Genomic DNA, 13,881 nt, shown 5'->3' with positions numbered 1-13,881 from the left:
TCCCCCTGATTTGGGGGAAAGGTTAACACACTATAGGTGACAGTTAAATCCGTCCCATGGTGGTCTGGGCATTGTAGATCTGCTGGATCGGGGCATTGTCGGGATCGAGCGCGACCATGCGCCATTTGCCATCTGCATCATCGAACATGACCGGCGCGCAGTTCGGGCTGGAATACATGTCGTCGATGAACTTGCGCGAAATGGCGCGGAACGGGATGCCGTGGCAGACGAACAGGCAGGTGTCGTCATGGCGGTAGGCGTTGACGCAGTCGAAGACGCGATCGATGACAGACGCCAAGGATTCGGCATTCCATGGATAGTGCTTACCGTCGATGTCCGCCGCCGGGTTCATGTGCTCGCGCATCTCTTCGCGGTGCTGATGAACTTCGTCGATCGTCATGCCTTCGAACTGGCCGAAATTGCGCTCGATTAGCCGGGCGTCGATGACCGGTTCCAGGCCCAGTTGCTCGCCGACCAGACGCGCCGTTTCATGGGCGCGGATCAGCGGGCTCGCAACGATCTTCGTCAGGCCTTTGTCGGCGAAGAAGGCCGCAGCGGCGCGCGCCTGTCTGCGGCCCGTCTCGTTGAGCGGAATGTCGGTCGAGCCCTGAAGGCGGGCTTCGACGTTCCAGTCGGTCTGGCCGTGGCGAAGAACGAAGAACATCTTACAGCTTGGCCCTGATCTGTTCGGCCAACGCGTTCAATTCCCCCAGGTCGGCCATCTTACCCGAAGCATGCTTACCGTCGGCGGTGTCATTCCACACCGGCAGGATATGGAAGTGGAGGTGGAAGACGGTCTGCCCCGCTGCCTCACCATTGAACTGCATGATGCGCACGCCGTCGGGCTCAAGCGCATCGCGAACGGCACGGGCGATCCGCTGCGTCTTGCCGACCAGGTCGCGCAGGTCTTTTGGCGAGATGTCGAACAGGTTGCAGGCATTGACCTTGGGGATGACCAGGGTGTGGCCCTTCGCCTGCGGAAAGGCGTCCATGAAGCTGAGCGTGCGATCATCCTCGTGCACCTTTGCGGACGGGATATCGCCGGCGATAATCTTGGCGAAGATATTGCCGGCGTCGTAGGTCAGATCGAGGCTCATGGGTTGCGTCCTTCATTTTAATATTGGCTACTTAGTGGACTATGCACCCTGGGCCAAGAGGCGTAATACCGCCTTATGCTGAATGTTTTTCTTGTCATGATAGGTGGCACCCTTGGATCGGGGGCGCGGTACGGCCTGGGACGCTGGCTGAACGGCAGTTGGCCCTACGGCACCTTTGCTGCGAATGTGCTGGGCGGGCTGCTGATGGGGCTGGTCATGGGCTTTATCCTGCGTAATCCCGGGGAAGGCGAACGCATGCGTCTGCTGCTTGCGACGGGCGTGTTGGGCGGGTTTACGACCTTTTCGTCGTTTTCGCTGGAGACGGTCCAGATGCTGGAGCGCCGTGAGTATATGCCGGCGTTACTTTATGCCGGTCTGTCGGTGGTATTATCGGTCTGCGCGGTTGCGCTGGGGCTGTTCATCGTGCGAAAGGTTGCCGCATGAGTAAAGAAGTCAAAACCCTCTACGTCACGGACGGCGAGGACGGGGTACGCCTCGACAAGTTTTTCAAGCGCCGCTGGCCGCATATCAATCACGTCGTACTGAACAAGCTGGTCCGATCGGGGCAGGTGCGTGTCGACGGCGGCCGGGTCAAGGCCGATACCCGCCTGACCACGGGCCAGACCGTGCGCGTACCGCCGCTGCCGGACGCGCCGACCGAGGACCAGCAGAAGCGCGAGCGCGCGACGCTGAGCCCGCAGGAAATCAAGTTCGCGCGTTCCATGGTCATCTACGAGGACGAGGACGTCATCGCCCTCAACAAGCCGTCGGGCCTGGCGGTCCAGGGCGGAACCAAGACCAAGAACCATATCGACCGGCTGCTGTCGGCGTGGGGCGAAGGGCTGGAACGCCCGCGCCTGGTCCACCGTCTCGACCGCGATACGTCGGGCGTGCTGCTGCTGGGCAAGTCTCCGGCGGCTGCCGCGCGCCTGGCCGGCGCGTTTGCCAAGCGCCGGGCCAACAAGACCTACTGGGCTTTGGTCGTCGGCAACCCCAAGCCGGAAGATGGCTATATCGACGTGCCGCTGGTCAAGAAGGGCTTCCACGACCGTGAAATCGTCCAGGTCGCCGACCCGAAGGAACCGGGCGCAGAAGTGGCCGAGACCGAATACGTCACCATCGGCCGCGCCGGTCCGCGCGTGTCTTGGATGGGCTTGCGCCCGCATACCGGCCGAACGCACCAGCTGCGGGCCCACATGCAGGCCGTGGGTCACCCCATTCTGGGCGATCCGAAATACGGCACCGAGGCGAGTGGCGACCTGTCCCAAGGTCTGGGGCTGCAACTGCATCACCGCCGTATCGAACTGCCGCACCCGACGCAGGGCACGCTGATTGTCGAAGCCCCGCTCGATCCGGTTATCAAGGCGGGGTTTGAACGCTTCGGCTTCGACTGGCATGATGCCGAAGCCGATCCGTTTGTGAAGAAGAGCAAGAAGAGCCGTAGATGAGACTAGCCGTTTGGGATGTCGATGGGACGCTGGTGGATAGCCGCGCCTCGATTCTGAAAGGCTTGCAGGAAGCAGCAGCGATACTTGGTCTTTCGGAGCCGACTTACGAGGACGTCCGCCAGATTGTCGGCCTGTCCTTGCTGGAAGCGATCCAGAGCATGCGGCCTGATCTGGCGCTGGATGTCGCCGAGCGCTACGCCTCCGAATACAAGCAGTCCTTTATCCGCGCGCACGCCCAGCCCGATTTCCATGAGCCGCTCTATGATGGCGCCGATGCCTGCCTGCGTCGCCTGAAGGCCGAGGGCTGGCTGATGGGCATGGCGACGGGTAAGTCGCGCCGCGGCATCGAGCGCAACACTGCGGTCTATGACTGGCACGGCATTTTCGACTGCAGCTTCTGCGCCGATGACGGCCCAAGCAAGCCGCACCCGCATATGCTTGAGCGCAATCTCGATCATGTCGGTGTCGATCCGCATCAGACGGTGATGATCGGCGATACGTCGCATGATATCCGCATGGGTTTGAGCGCCGGCGTCCATACCATTGGCGTGTCGTGGGGCTTTCATACGGTCGACGAGCTGAAAGCCGCCGGTGCCCACATCATCGTCCACGATTTCGACGAACTGAACGCTGCGCTGGATGCGTTTGTGCCCGAAGATGTAAAGGCTGCGACATGACCTACAAGGCCGAAGCCCCTTCGAAGAAGAGTGACCAACTGGGCCACCGCCCCAAGCGCTTCTGGCACGAAGCTGTGCCTGCCCAAGTCGCGGAAGAGTTCGAAATCCACCTCGATGGCCGGGCAGTCAAGACGCCGCAGGGCCACGTGCTGCGCTTTCCGACCCTGGCTGTCGCCGGGCAGGTTGCCGGGGAATGGGCCACTGTCGGTGAATATGTCGGCTATGAAGACATGCCATTGACGCGCCTGGGCTTTGCCGCAGTCGATCGCATGGATACGCTGGTAGGTGAAACCGTCGCCGAGGTGTTGCGCTATACCGAGACCGATCTGGTCTGCTATCCATCGGAATATCCAACGGCATTGACCGAACGCGAGGATGCCGCATGGCTGCCTTTGCTCGGTTGGGCCAAGGAAGAGCTTGGCCTCGAATTTCACCAGAACCGCACCCTGATCCATAGGCCGCAGCCGGCGGAAACCGCCACGCGCATTGCGGCGCTGGTCGAAAACGCTTCGGCCTACGAGCGCGCAGGCCTGATGTCGGCCATTCCATTGTTTGGTTCGGTCGTGCTGGCCCTGGCTGTATGGAAAGGCCGGATCGACGGCGAGGCGGCCTTTGCGGCATCGCGCGTTGGTGAGGATTTTCAGACCGAGACCTGGGGCCGCGACGAAGAAGCCGCAAAACGCGCGGCATCGATGCAGGTTCAGGCGAAGAGCCTCGATGTCTGGTTCAGGGCGCTTTAGCGCGGGCCATGCGCTTGCCAAGCTGACCGGCCAACCACAGGAAGAACATGTGGTAGTCGCCGATAAACGACCACATCGGATATTTGAACGTCGCCGGTCTGTTGTGCTCGACGAAAAAATGCCCGATCCAGGCGCAGCCGTATCCGGCCAGCAGCCCCGCCAATATCCATAAAGGATTGCCAGTCCATACGGTGGCGATCAGCGCCGCGATGCCGCAACTCGAGCCCACATAGTGCAGGGCGCGCGTCAGCGGCCGGCTGTGTTCGCCGAGGTAGAAGTCGAAAAAGGCCGAATAGGTGCGGTGGCGGTCCATTCGGCGATCATACGCCCTTATTCGCCTTTTTTGAATGGCGAGGCTTCGGCCTCCATCAGTTCCATCTGTTCGACGACGGCGACGCGTTCGCGTTCCAGGTAGTCGGCGACCGGCCGGCGCAGGCGGGCATCGCGGATATAGTGGGCGGAATAGACGGGGTGGGGCAGGTAGCCGCGCATCAGCTTGTGTTCGCCCTGGGTTCCGGCTTCGACGCGTTTGAGGCCGTGGGTGATGGCATAGTCCATGGCCTGGTAGTAGCAGACTTCGAAATGCAGGAAGGGGACATCGACCGTGGCGCCCCACTGGCGGCCATAGAGGATATCGCTGCCGATAAAGTTGATGGCGCCGGCGACGGCTTGTTCGCCATCATAGGCAAAGACCAGAAGAATGCGGTCGCGCATCCGTTCTGTGACGACCGAGAAGAAGGCGCGCGTCAGGTAGGGCTGGCCCCATTTGCGGTCATAGGTGTTCTGGATGAAGGCGTACATCTCGTCGAGATGGCCTTCGGTGATGTCGTGGCCGGTCAGCAGTTTGAATGACAACTGCGCCTGGACGTCGCGGCGTTCGCGGCGGATGACCTTGCGGCGGTTGGACGACAGGGCGGCCAGGAAGTCGTCAAAGCTGCCATAGCCAGGATTGTCGAACCAGAACTGCTGGTCCTGGCGCAACAGCATGTTCTGTTCGCCCGCGCTCAGCCACTCGTCTTCAAGCGGAAAGGTGATGTGCAGCGACGACAGGCGGTTCTGATCGCAGACGCGCACGGCGGCGTCGAGAAGGGCTGCGCGTGTCGCCGCATGGCGGCTGAGCAGACGCGGACCGGTTACGGGCGTAAACGGAATAGACGATTGCAGCTTGGGATAATAGTCACCGCCGGCCTGTTCATAGGCCTTCGCCCAGGCGTGGTCGAAGACATATTCGCCCATCGAATGATACTTGATGTAGAGCGGCATGGCACCGATGACGGCCCCCCCGTCACGCAAGGCCAGGTGCGCCGGCTGCCATCCAGACTCTTCACCGACGCAGCCCGTGCTTTCCAGCGCTTCGAGATAGGCGAAGGTGGTGAAGGGGTTCTGATCGGGCAGCAGGGCATCCCACGCGGCCTCACCGATATCGGCGATGCGGTCGTGCAGGGAAAGGACGGGGGAGCTCATGTGCCGACAATAGCCTTGTCGTTCCACAGGGTGAAGGGCCTTTACGTGATAAGCGGTAAACTTATCCGGTGGCTTTGCGCCACGTGTTGTACAGCGCCAGGACGGAGTTTAACGCGGCCCACAGCAGCAGGACCGATCCGGCAAAAGCCAGAGTCATCATCTCACCGCCTTGCGTACGCGCGATAAACAACACGCCGTAGGCGACGACATAACGAAAGCCGGCCGTCCAGTGGGCTATGGCGAGCGTTGGAACGCGATGCAGCAGGACCATGATGGCGGCGCAAGCGAAGGCAGGCGTCTTCCAGTCGGCAACGGCGTAGCTTTGCCACAGCAGAAGAATGGCCCCGGCTATGGCTGCCATCAGGGCGACCAGGATGACTCGCTGACCCCAGGGATGGATTATCAACCACTTGTGAAATAACGGCATGCGACCGAAGCCGCTGACCAGGGTTGCGGCAATGACAGGTGGTGTCATCTGCACGGCGGCGGCCATTGGAACGTCCCACAGCGCGCAAACCCACCAGGCCACAAGGAAAAGTTCGGCAACGAAGAGGCGGATTTGCCAAGGCCAGGAATGTTGGCTCTTGTCGGGATCCCCGACGATCGCGGCCCACAATGCGACGGTAACCGACAGGACGGCAACAATGGCGGTCAGCCAGATCGATGCCGGTGCGGCTGCCAGACACAATATCGCGATAAGCGCCGGTCCCCAGCCGAACACCAGAAAGCCGTTCCGTTGCAGGCGCCAGTTGCCTGCCCACCACTGACGTGTGCGGCAATAGCCGTACTCAAAGATCAGGACGCCGCCGACTGCCAGAAGTGGGATTGTCACGGGAATGGCGATCAGCGCTGGATGCAAGCCCCAGCCCAACCAGACACACAGCATGGCGCAAACGCCGATTGGAAAAAGGACCAACAAGCATATGCGAACCTGGTCGAACAGGTCGCGTGTCTCTCCATCCTTTTCCCACCTGCGGATGCTGTCCGCGTTGAGGTCATCGATAACCGTCGGATGATCGTTGCGGATGCGGTCAAGGAAGTTTTTGATTTCGGATCGGGATACCTTTGGCCATAGCCGGCGCCACAGCGTTGGTGGCTCCGGGGGGCGGCTTAATATCTGCCACGCGTCGGTGTCGAGGTCGGTCCCCCGCCTGACGGCGCGTAAGAAGACGAGATCGGCCTCGCGCTGCAAAACCTGGAGGACAGCATAGGCCCGATGACGATCGATGCGGCGATTGTTCCAGCCGAAGCGTTCTACCAGACCTGGAATCAGCGCATCGGATCTTGGCTGATTGCGCGACACCAGGTCGGCCAGCCACATCTCCGCTGCGCTGCGCGTTTCAATATTGTCGAGCATGGGGGAGGACAGGATCAGGGCGAGAGACGCCAGGCGGTCGTCCTCACTCGCAGCCGATCTAGCCTGCAACTGGGTTTCCAGCGTTGCGCGGGCGGCGAAAAAGCTGTCCGTGACCTCATCGACGACAGGCGTCGTGTAGGTCTCGGCCGCGTCGGCGCGCAATGGTACCTGGCCGTCGTGCGTGTTTGTGTCCGTCGCCGCAACTTCGTCCTCTGTCTCGTCCAGATCATGCGTCACAAAGCGGTTGTCGGCGTAGTCGAGCGCCTCTTCGTAAGCGGCGCGCAGCACCTTGAACCCTTCGGGATCGTCTTCCGGATTGGTGACTTTCAGTTTTTTGGCATAGGCGCGGCGGATTTCGGTGCGGTCCTGGCTGCGCGATATGCCGAGTGTTTTCCAGATCGACGGGCGACTCAAAGGAAGGTCTCGCCTTCGAGCCGGTCCAGCGCCTGTGTGAGTTCAGCGCGGGCACGTTCGATTTGGCGCGGATCCTGGGCGTCGAGAACGGTCTCGAACTGACTGATCAGATGGCCGACCATTGCGCGTTTGTCGCCGAGGAAATTTTCGTAGCAGCGGTTGGCGCGTGCCAGCGCTGCGCGGGAGGCGTCGCTTTCGCGCGGATGGACCTTCAGCTTTTCCAAGGCCTTGCGCTGCTTTTCCAGGTCGGCCCCGGTCGGCCCGTCATCATCCACAATGACAAGCTGGCGTCGTTCTCCGGTTAAAGGCACGTGGACATCGATTTCGATCAGGCCATTGATATCGTATGTAAAGCGGCACTCGATCTGGACCTCTCCGGCCGGCCGTGGCGGCACGGGGACAGAGATATTTCCCAGCTTGATGTTGTCCGCGACGTAGCGCGACTCGCCCTGATAGATGGCGAATTCGACGACGGTTTGGCCGCTCTGCATCGTCGAGAAGGTTTCCACCCGGCTGGCCGGGACAGCAATATTGCGTTCGATGACAGGCGCGAACAGCCCGCCCCGCATATTGCCGTTGTCCAGCCGTTCCGAAATATCGACGCCCAGGCTGTAGGGGCAGACGTCGGTAACCGCGACTTCGCGAAGGGCGGCGTCGCGTGCCTTCAAACCGGCCTGGACTGCGGCGCCCAAAGCCACGGCTTCGTCGGGATTGACGGCGTGCGACGGGAAGCGGTCGAACATGCGCGTAACAGTGCGTCGAACCAGCGGCATCCGCGTCGCGCCGCCAACCAGGACGATCTCATTAAGGTCGGTAGGACGCATATCGCTGTCTCGCACCGCCCGCAGCACCGGTTCTTTCAAGCGTTCGAGCAGAGGAGCGGCCAGGCTCTCGAACAGGTCGGCCGTGATTTCGTGACTGTAGGCCTTGTCCTTCCAGACAAGGTTCAGCGAGGCTGTGGATTCCGAGGAGAGGGCGCGCCTGGCACGTTCGGCGGCGGCGCGCACGATCTGGGTGAGCGCTTCCTCTTCGGCCGCGTTGACGAAGGTCAATTCCTTTGCGAACCTGGTGCGGGTCGCCCGGACAAGCAGGTCGTTGAAGTCTTCGCCGCCCAGGCGGTTATCGCCGGTCGAGGCACGCACTTCGATAACGCCTTCGAAGATTTCGAGAATCGACACGTCGAACGTGCCGCCGCCGAGATCGAAGACGAGGAGACGTGATTCGTCCTCAAGATTATGAATCCCATAGGCGAGCGCGGCGGCTGTCGGTTCATTGAGCAGTCGCTCGACCTTGAGACCTGCCAACTCACCCGCCCGTCGCGTGGCCTTGCGCTGTTTGTCATTAAAGTAGGCCGGGACGGTAATGACAGCCTCGGTTACCGGTTCAGCGAGAAGAGCTTCGGCGTCGGCTTTCAAGCTGCGCAATACCATGGCCGACAGTTCTTCAGGCGCATAGACGCCCTTGCCCAGACGGGTCGCGCGCTGGCTACCCATATAACGTTTGAAGGCCGTTGCCGTCAGTTGGGGGTGCGTGGACTGGCGTTCGCGCGCAGGCAGGCCGACCAGCAATTCGCCGTTGTCGTCAAGACCCACCGCGGACGGCGTGAGGTAGTGCCCAAGGCTGTTCGGAATTAATTCCGCCTTGCCGTCACGCCAGACCGCCGCGGCCGAGTTTGTGGTGCCGAGATCGATGCCAATTATCACGCTGATACCCCCCTGTGACCTTATATTAGCGCCGGTCAGTGACTTCGATGAACGCATCGATCTCGACGGCGAAGCCAAGCGGGATCTTGTACATGCCCACGGCCGAACGGGCGTGGCGGCCGGCATCGCCCAGGACGGCGACCATCAGGTCCGAGCAGCCATTGATAACCTGGGGGATGTCATAGAAGTCCGGGCCCGCCTGGACGAATGCATTGAGTTTGACAACGCGGACGATGTTTTCGAGATCGCCGCCGGCGGCTGCCTTCATCTGCGCCAGCAGGTTCAGGCCGCACAGGCGCGCCGCTTCCTGGCCTTCCTCGATCGAGACGTCGACGCCCAGCGTGCCCTTGATCCGCCCCGTGCCGTCGTTCGACAGCTGACCGGAGATGTGGACGTAGTTGCCGGTGCGTACGAACGGCACATAGTTGGCAACGGGAGAGGTCGGGGTCGGCAGAGCGAGGCCGAGGGCGCTCAGACGCTCTTCGCATTTGGACATGAGGGTCACCTTTTCGGGCTGTAAGATTGGCACGCTTATAGCCGAATCTGCCGCCTTGTCGAGGAGCGGTAAACATATCCCTAATGGACGTGAAAAAGCCTTATATACTAACGTTTTGCTAAGGAATTAACTACGCATTTTTACCTCTCGTTAGCTTCCCCTTCACCTGCCTTTAAGAGACTCCCTGCTAAACATTCTCAGAAGACTTACGGAATCCGGCTGCGCCCCGATTCGACACTTGCTTAAGGTGGCGGTTTAGATGTTCGAGGGCACAAAGGTTGTCGATATGACCAACAAGAAGGTCCTCATCGTTGAGGACAACGAACTGAACATGAAGCTGTTTCATGACCTGCTCGATGCGCAGGGCTATGAGACGTTTCAGACAGGTGAAGGTCTGTCGGCCCTGACGCTTGCCCGCCTGCATCGTCCGGATCTGATCCTCATGGATATCCAGCTGCCCGAAATCTCCGGCCTCGAAGTCACCAAGTGGCTGAAAGAGGACGACGACCTGTCGCATATTCCCGTTGTGGCTGTGACCGCCTTCGCTATGAAGGGCGACGAAGAGCGTATCCGTGACGGCGGCTGTGAGGCCTATATCTCCAAGCCAATCTCGGTTACGCATTTCCTGGAAACGGTTCGCCGCTATCTCGGCTGAGTTTAGATTATGACCGCGCGCGTTCTGATCGTTGACGATATTGCCGCCAATGTGCGCCTGCTCCAGGCCAAGCTGGAAGCGGACTATTATGAGGTCCTGACGGCAGCCGACGGCCTGGGCGCCATCGAAACCGCCATACAGTCGCAACCCGACATTATTCTGCTCGACGTCATGATGCCCGGCATCGATGGCTATGAGGTTTGCCGCCAGCTCAAGGATAATCCGGACACGCGGCACATTCCGATTATTCTGGTGACCGCGCTCGATGGCCGCGAAGATCGCCTGTCGGGCCTTGAGGCCGGCGCTGATGACTTCCTGACCAAGCCGTTCGACGACATGGTGCTGATGGCGCGTCTGAAAGCATTAGTGCGCCTGAAGCAGATGGTCGACGACATCCGCCTGCGCGAAGCCTCGTCGCGGCGGGCGGGACTGAGCGATTCGGAACAATTGCAGCGCCATATCTCGGCGACCGGCAATGTGCTGATTCTGGATGATAATGAACGCCAGGCCGAGAGGCTGATGCTGCAACTGGGCCAGGATCATCGCTGCGCCTATCTGACGGATACATCGCACGCGCTTCAGGTAGCGGCCGGCCGGGTTGATCTGGTCGTGCTCAACATGACCGCCAAGGCTTTCGATCCATTGCGCTGGGTGGCGCAGTTGCGCTCACAGGAAGCAACGCGTCAGCGGCCGGTGCTGGGGATTATCAATCCCGACGACCGTGACAAGCTGCTGAAATGCCTGGAACTGGGCGTCAATGACGTTATTGGCAAACCGCTCGACATGCAGGAAATGCTGGCGCGCGCTCGCACCCAGATCCGCCGGAAACGCTATAGCGACTTCCTGCGCAACTCGCTGGACCGTAGTCTTGAATTGGCGGTAACCGACCCGCTGACGGGGCTGAACAATCGCCGTTTCCTGGATCATCAGCTCAATCTGTTGATGGCGCGCCACTTCAAGGGCAGCCAGGCGCCATCGCTGCTGGTGCTCGACATCGATTTCTTCAAGAAGGTCAACGATGGCTATGGCCACGACGCCGGCGACGAAGTGTTGAAAGAATTTGCCCGCCGGCTGGGGCTTAATGTTCGCGCGATAGACATGCCGTGCCGGTTCGGCGGCGAAGAGTTCGTTGTCCTGATGCCGGAAACCGACGGCACGGATGCCGCGCATATCGCTGAACGGGTGAGGGCGCAGGTCGCCGATTCGCCATTTGTCCTGGGCGACGGCCGGGCGTTGAATGTCACGGTTTCCGTAGGTGTCTCGACATCGCAGGGCGTCGGCGACTCGCCCGAGGCTTTCCTGAAGCGCGCCGACGAAGCCGTTTATGAAGCCAAGCAGGCCGGCCGCAACCGGGTCGTCGTCCGCGCCGCGGCTTAACTTCCCAAACTCCAGGCACGAAAAAGCCGCGCCGAGTTAGGGGAACTCAAAAGGCGCGGCTTCCGCAGCCCTTGAACGAGGGGGGGAATGTTCAAGGGCAATCTAGAATGAAAAGCAGATTACTTAATCTTGCCTTCCTTGAATTCGACGTGCTTGCGGACGACCGGGTCGTACTTTTTCAGGACCATCTTTTCGGTCTTGGTACGGGCGTTCTTCTTGGTGACGTAGAAGAAGCCGGTGTCAGCCGTCGAGTTCAAACGGATCTTGATTGAAGCTGGCTTAGCCATGACGGGTGTCCCTAACAGTACGGTTTTGGCGCGCGCGGCATGATCCGGCGCGAAGAATTGCGAGGCGCGGAAAATACTCACCATCCGCCCAAAGTCAATGGTCAAATGGCAGGAAGTCGCGCTTTTTTTGGCGAGAGCGCGACTTTATGGTTTGGGGCTGCGAGTCTCACAGGAAAACATCATGCCCGAAGCCAAACCCATTGCCGTCATTGCAGCCGAGGTTGCGCCGCGCGTCAAGCCTTCGGTCTATCCGGAGCCGTTCTTTTCGATGATGAAGAGGCGGGAAAAGCGCACCCTGGGCGACATTTTCGGCCTTAGCAACTTCGGCGTCAACCTGACGCGGATCCTGCCGGGCGGCCAGTCGGCGCTCAGGCATTATCACTCAAAGCAGGATGAGTTCATCTATGTCCTGAGCGGGACCGCAAGCCTGGTCACGGACGCAGGCGAGACGATTCTGACGCCCGGTATGTGCGCCGGTTTCAAGGCGGGCGTATCGGATGGCCACGTGCTGATCAACCGGGGGCCGGAAGAGGTTGTGTATCTCGAAGTCGGGGATCGTGCGCCGGGCGATACGGCATCCTATCCGGACGATGACATCGCCGCCGAAATGGTCGATGGTGCCTGGCAGTTTTCGCACAAGGACGGAACACCCTATCCATGAAATATGAGGAGCGCGCGCCGTCGCCCCAGTTCGCCCCGTTCATCGAGCGGTTCTGGGCATTCGAAACCGATGCAGGCGATCCCGAAAGCTATGAGCACGTCATCGTTCCGGACGGTACGGCCAATATCGCTGTGATCGAACCCATGCCCGGTGGCGCCTTTGTCAGCGTGGCGGGGCCATCGCCGGCGGCTGTGCGCGTGCCTGTCCAGCGCGGACTGACCTACAGCGGCGTGCGCATTCGTGCGGGCGCCTGGCGGGCCATGCTTGGGTCTGAGGTGGCGGGGCTGGTCGGCCAGAAACTGCCGATGGCGATGCTGTCGCCGGAACTGGGAAGGGCCATCCAGTCGGCGTGCGCCGGGGCTAACAGCCTTTCCAGCTTTGCCCAGGGGTTTGAAGCAGCCTTTTCCGGGCGTTTTGACGAAGGTTTGCTCGATGTCGAGGTCTGTGCGTTGGCGCAGAAGCTCATTGATAGCGACGGCTTTGCGGTCATGACGGACCTGATGGCCGGCAGTGCTGTCGGCGAGCGGCAGTTGCGCCGCCGTTTCCAGCGTGAAACCGGATTGTCGCCCAAGGTTTTCGCCCGTCTGAGGCGTGTGCGACGGGCCTGCATTGACCTGGCCTATCAACGGCCCGGCAATGTCGCGACCATCTCGGCCGATCATGGCTATGCCGACCAGCCGCATTTTACGCGGGAATTGAAAGCGGTGTATGGCATGTCGCCGCGCCAGTTGCGTGCCTATCTGGACCAGATACGGCATTTTAATCTGCTTGAGTTGAGCTGAGCATTCCAGGAAAAGTGGCCACCGGTTCGCCGTCTGGAAATGAGACAAGCGCTCGGATGTCCGAAATCTTCAAGCCGCGATTCCGGCGCCATGTTAGTCTGTTTCATCGAAGAGGGAGACTCACATGCTGAAGACCGTACTTGCTGCTGGCGCGCTTATCGCTGCCCTTGCCATGCCCGCGATCGCCGCCGAGCCAGCCGGCCCATTGGCGAAATTCGACGCCATGAAGGGCGTCTGGAAGGGCGAGGCCAAGGGCTTCGGGCCGGGCGGTGCGCCGTTCACCGTCACCCAAACCGAGCGTATCGGCGCACTTTTGGGCGGCGATGTTCTGGTCATCGAAGGCACCGGCTATGACGCGGGCGGCAAGGTTGCCTTTAACGCCTTTGGTGTCATCTCTCTGAATGCGCAAACCCAAGGCTACGAGTTCCGCGCCTATACGGGCGGGCGTTCGGGCACTTTCAAGATGACGCCGACCGATACAGGCGCCGTGTGGGAAATGCCGGCAGGTCCGAACGCCAATATCGTCAGCACCATCACCATCAAGGACGGCACCTGGCACGAGGTCCAGCAGTATGTCATGCAAGGCCAGCCAGCGCGCACTGTCGTCGAAATGAATCTCAAGCGCATCGGCGACAGCGAATGGCCGGCCGCCGGCGCGATCAAGCCGTAAGATCGGTGTGCACGAATTGAAATAGCCACCAGCCGATAGGTTGATGGCTATTT

General features: G+C 60.7%; 17 protein-coding genes. 9 read left to right on the top strand and 8 right to left on the bottom strand.

Annotated elements, in window-relative coordinates:
- Positions 1 to 43: 43 nt before the first annotated feature.
- Complete coding sequence (locus tag AC1DON_RS18600; protein ID WP_476936309.1) at positions 44 to 664, bottom strand: histidine phosphatase family protein; 621 nt, start codon at positions 662 to 664, stop codon at positions 44 to 46.
- A gap of 1 nt (position 665) precedes the next feature.
- Positions 666 to 1,097, bottom strand: coding sequence for an HIT family protein (locus tag AC1DON_RS18595; RefSeq protein ID WP_476936308.1), 432 nt, complete (start codon positions 1,095 to 1,097; stop codon positions 666 to 668).
- A 96-nt stretch (positions 1,098 to 1,193) separates the two neighbouring features.
- On the opposite strand from AC1DON_RS18595, the gene crcB reads away from it, so the two are divergent.
- Genes crcB through AC1DON_RS18575 form a run of 4 tightly spaced genes read left to right on the top strand, consistent with a single transcriptional unit; the run spans position 1,194 to position 3,962 of the window.
- Entirely contained in the window at positions 1,194 to 1,541 is a 348-nt protein-coding gene (gene crcB / locus AC1DON_RS18590) for a fluoride efflux transporter CrcB (protein WP_476936307.1), read from the top strand.
- A complete protein-coding gene (locus AC1DON_RS18585; RefSeq protein ID WP_476936306.1) occupies positions 1,538 to 2,545 on the top strand; it encodes an RluA family pseudouridine synthase in 1,008 nt (335 codons plus the stop codon). The genes crcB and AC1DON_RS18585 overlap by 4 nt, the downstream gene beginning before the upstream one ends.
- Entirely contained in the window at positions 2,542 to 3,222 is a 681-nt protein-coding gene (locus AC1DON_RS18580) for an HAD-IA family hydrolase (RefSeq protein ID WP_476936305.1), read from the top strand. The genes AC1DON_RS18585 and AC1DON_RS18580 overlap by 4 nt, the downstream gene beginning before the upstream one ends.
- On the top strand, positions 3,219 to 3,962 hold the full coding sequence (locus AC1DON_RS18575; protein ID WP_476936304.1) for an ATP12 family chaperone protein: 744 nt from the start codon (positions 3,219 to 3,221) through the stop codon (positions 3,960 to 3,962). Before AC1DON_RS18580 ends, AC1DON_RS18575 begins: the two co-directional genes overlap by 4 nt.
- Here the strand turns inward: AC1DON_RS18575 and AC1DON_RS18570 are convergent.
- From AC1DON_RS18570 to AC1DON_RS18550, 5 genes are all read right to left on the bottom strand, one after another.
- Positions 3,949 to 4,275 (bottom strand): Mpo1-like protein, encoded by a 327-nt coding sequence (locus AC1DON_RS18570; protein ID WP_476936303.1) that lies wholly within the window; start codon positions 4,273 to 4,275, stop codon positions 3,949 to 3,951. The genes AC1DON_RS18575 and AC1DON_RS18570 overlap by 14 nt on opposite strands.
- A gap of 17 nt (positions 4,276 to 4,292) precedes the next feature.
- The gene (locus AC1DON_RS18565) at positions 4,293 to 5,426 is read right to left on the bottom strand and encodes a GNAT family N-acetyltransferase (protein ID WP_476936302.1); all 1,134 of its coding nucleotides are present in this window, start codon (positions 5,424 to 5,426) and stop codon (positions 4,293 to 4,295) included.
- A 61-nt stretch (positions 5,427 to 5,487) separates the two neighbouring features.
- Positions 5,488 to 7,197, bottom strand: a complete 1,710-nt coding sequence (locus AC1DON_RS18560; RefSeq protein WP_476936301.1) for a hypothetical protein — start codon at positions 7,195 to 7,197, stop codon at positions 5,488 to 5,490.
- The gene (locus tag AC1DON_RS18555) at positions 7,194 to 8,900 is read right to left on the bottom strand and encodes an Hsp70 family protein (protein ID WP_476936300.1); all 1,707 of its coding nucleotides are present in this window, start codon (positions 8,898 to 8,900) and stop codon (positions 7,194 to 7,196) included. The genes AC1DON_RS18560 and AC1DON_RS18555 overlap by 4 nt, the downstream gene beginning before the upstream one ends.
- A gap of 25 nt (positions 8,901 to 8,925) precedes the next feature.
- On the bottom strand, positions 8,926 to 9,396 hold the full coding sequence (locus tag AC1DON_RS18550; RefSeq protein WP_476936299.1) for a RidA family protein: 471 nt from the start codon (positions 9,394 to 9,396) through the stop codon (positions 8,926 to 8,928).
- A gap of 286 nt (positions 9,397 to 9,682) precedes the next feature.
- Here AC1DON_RS18550 and AC1DON_RS18545 point away from each other — a divergent pair, with 286 nt between their 5' ends.
- Together AC1DON_RS18545 and AC1DON_RS18540 are read left to right on the top strand one after the other, a co-directional pair.
- Complete coding sequence (locus tag AC1DON_RS18545) at positions 9,683 to 10,051, top strand: response regulator (RefSeq protein WP_476936467.1); 369 nt, start codon at positions 9,683 to 9,685, stop codon at positions 10,049 to 10,051.
- Between the two features lie 9 nt (positions 10,052 to 10,060).
- Entirely contained in the window at positions 10,061 to 11,428 is a 1,368-nt protein-coding gene (locus AC1DON_RS18540) for a PleD family two-component system response regulator (protein WP_476936298.1), read from the top strand.
- Positions 11,429 to 11,547: 119 nt separating this feature from the next.
- Here AC1DON_RS18540 and rpmG read toward each other — a convergent pair whose 3' ends face one another.
- A complete protein-coding gene (gene rpmG, locus AC1DON_RS18535; RefSeq protein WP_018079812.1) occupies positions 11,548 to 11,715 on the bottom strand; it encodes a 50S ribosomal protein L33 in 168 nt (55 codons plus the stop codon).
- Between the two features lie 181 nt (positions 11,716 to 11,896).
- On the opposite strand from rpmG, the gene AC1DON_RS18530 reads away from it, so the two are divergent.
- From AC1DON_RS18530 to AC1DON_RS18520, 3 genes are all read left to right on the top strand, one after another.
- Positions 11,897 to 12,376 (top strand): cupin domain-containing protein, encoded by a 480-nt coding sequence (locus AC1DON_RS18530; RefSeq protein WP_476936297.1) that lies wholly within the window; start codon positions 11,897 to 11,899, stop codon positions 12,374 to 12,376.
- On the top strand, positions 12,373 to 13,158 hold the full coding sequence (locus tag AC1DON_RS18525) for a helix-turn-helix domain-containing protein (RefSeq protein WP_476936296.1): 786 nt from the start codon (positions 12,373 to 12,375) through the stop codon (positions 13,156 to 13,158). The genes AC1DON_RS18530 and AC1DON_RS18525 overlap by 4 nt, the downstream gene beginning before the upstream one ends.
- Positions 13,159 to 13,282: 124 nt before the next feature.
- A complete protein-coding gene (locus AC1DON_RS18520) occupies positions 13,283 to 13,828 on the top strand; it encodes a DUF1579 domain-containing protein (RefSeq protein ID WP_476936295.1) in 546 nt (181 codons plus the stop codon).
- Positions 13,829 to 13,881 lie beyond the last annotated feature (53 nt).

This window comes from Asticcacaulis sp. P4_H10 (assembly GCF_056400965.1).
The sequence above is the reverse complement of the archived record's forward strand: the minus strand, read 5'-3'. Positions and strand labels throughout refer to the sequence as shown.

What these genes read in the sequence shown, in the direction of transcription:
- AC1DON_RS18570 (WP_476936303.1), bottom strand. Translation starts at nt 4,275, where the DNA reads ATGGACCGCCACCGCACCTATTCGGCCTTTTTCGACTTCTACCTCGGC.
- rpmG (WP_018079812.1), bottom strand. Translation starts at nt 11,715, where the DNA reads ATGGCTAAGCCAGCTTCAATCAAGATCCGTTTGAACTCGACGGCTGAC.
- AC1DON_RS18550 (WP_476936299.1), bottom strand. Translation starts at nt 9,396, where the DNA reads ATGTCCAAATGCGAAGAGCGTCTGAGCGCCCTCGGCCTCGCTCTGCCG.
- AC1DON_RS18580 (WP_476936305.1), top strand. Translation starts at nt 2,542, where the DNA reads ATGAGACTAGCCGTTTGGGATGTCGATGGGACGCTGGTGGATAGCCGC.
- AC1DON_RS18565 (WP_476936302.1), bottom strand. Translation starts at nt 5,426, where the DNA reads ATGAGCTCCCCCGTCCTTTCCCTGCACGACCGCATCGCCGATATCGGT.
- AC1DON_RS18600 (WP_476936309.1), bottom strand. Translation starts at nt 664, where the DNA reads ATGTTCTTCGTTCTTCGCCACGGCCAGACCGACTGGAACGTCGAAGCC.
- AC1DON_RS18595 (WP_476936308.1), bottom strand. Translation starts at nt 1,097, where the DNA reads ATGAGCCTCGATCTGACCTACGACGCCGGCAATATCTTCGCCAAGATT.
- AC1DON_RS18575 (WP_476936304.1), top strand. Translation starts at nt 3,219, where the DNA reads ATGACCTACAAGGCCGAAGCCCCTTCGAAGAAGAGTGACCAACTGGGC.
- AC1DON_RS18540 (WP_476936298.1), top strand. Translation starts at nt 10,061, where the DNA reads ATGACCGCGCGCGTTCTGATCGTTGACGATATTGCCGCCAATGTGCGC.
- AC1DON_RS18520 (WP_476936295.1), top strand. Translation starts at nt 13,283, where the DNA reads ATGCTGAAGACCGTACTTGCTGCTGGCGCGCTTATCGCTGCCCTTGCC.
- crcB (WP_476936307.1), top strand. Translation starts at nt 1,194, where the DNA reads ATGATAGGTGGCACCCTTGGATCGGGGGCGCGGTACGGCCTGGGACGC.
- AC1DON_RS18545 (WP_476936467.1), top strand. Translation starts at nt 9,683, where the DNA reads ATGACCAACAAGAAGGTCCTCATCGTTGAGGACAACGAACTGAACATG.
- AC1DON_RS18585 (WP_476936306.1), top strand. Translation starts at nt 1,538, where the DNA reads ATGAGTAAAGAAGTCAAAACCCTCTACGTCACGGACGGCGAGGACGGG.
- AC1DON_RS18530 (WP_476936297.1), top strand. Translation starts at nt 11,897, where the DNA reads ATGCCCGAAGCCAAACCCATTGCCGTCATTGCAGCCGAGGTTGCGCCG.
- AC1DON_RS18525 (WP_476936296.1), top strand. Translation starts at nt 12,373, where the DNA reads ATGAAATATGAGGAGCGCGCGCCGTCGCCCCAGTTCGCCCCGTTCATC.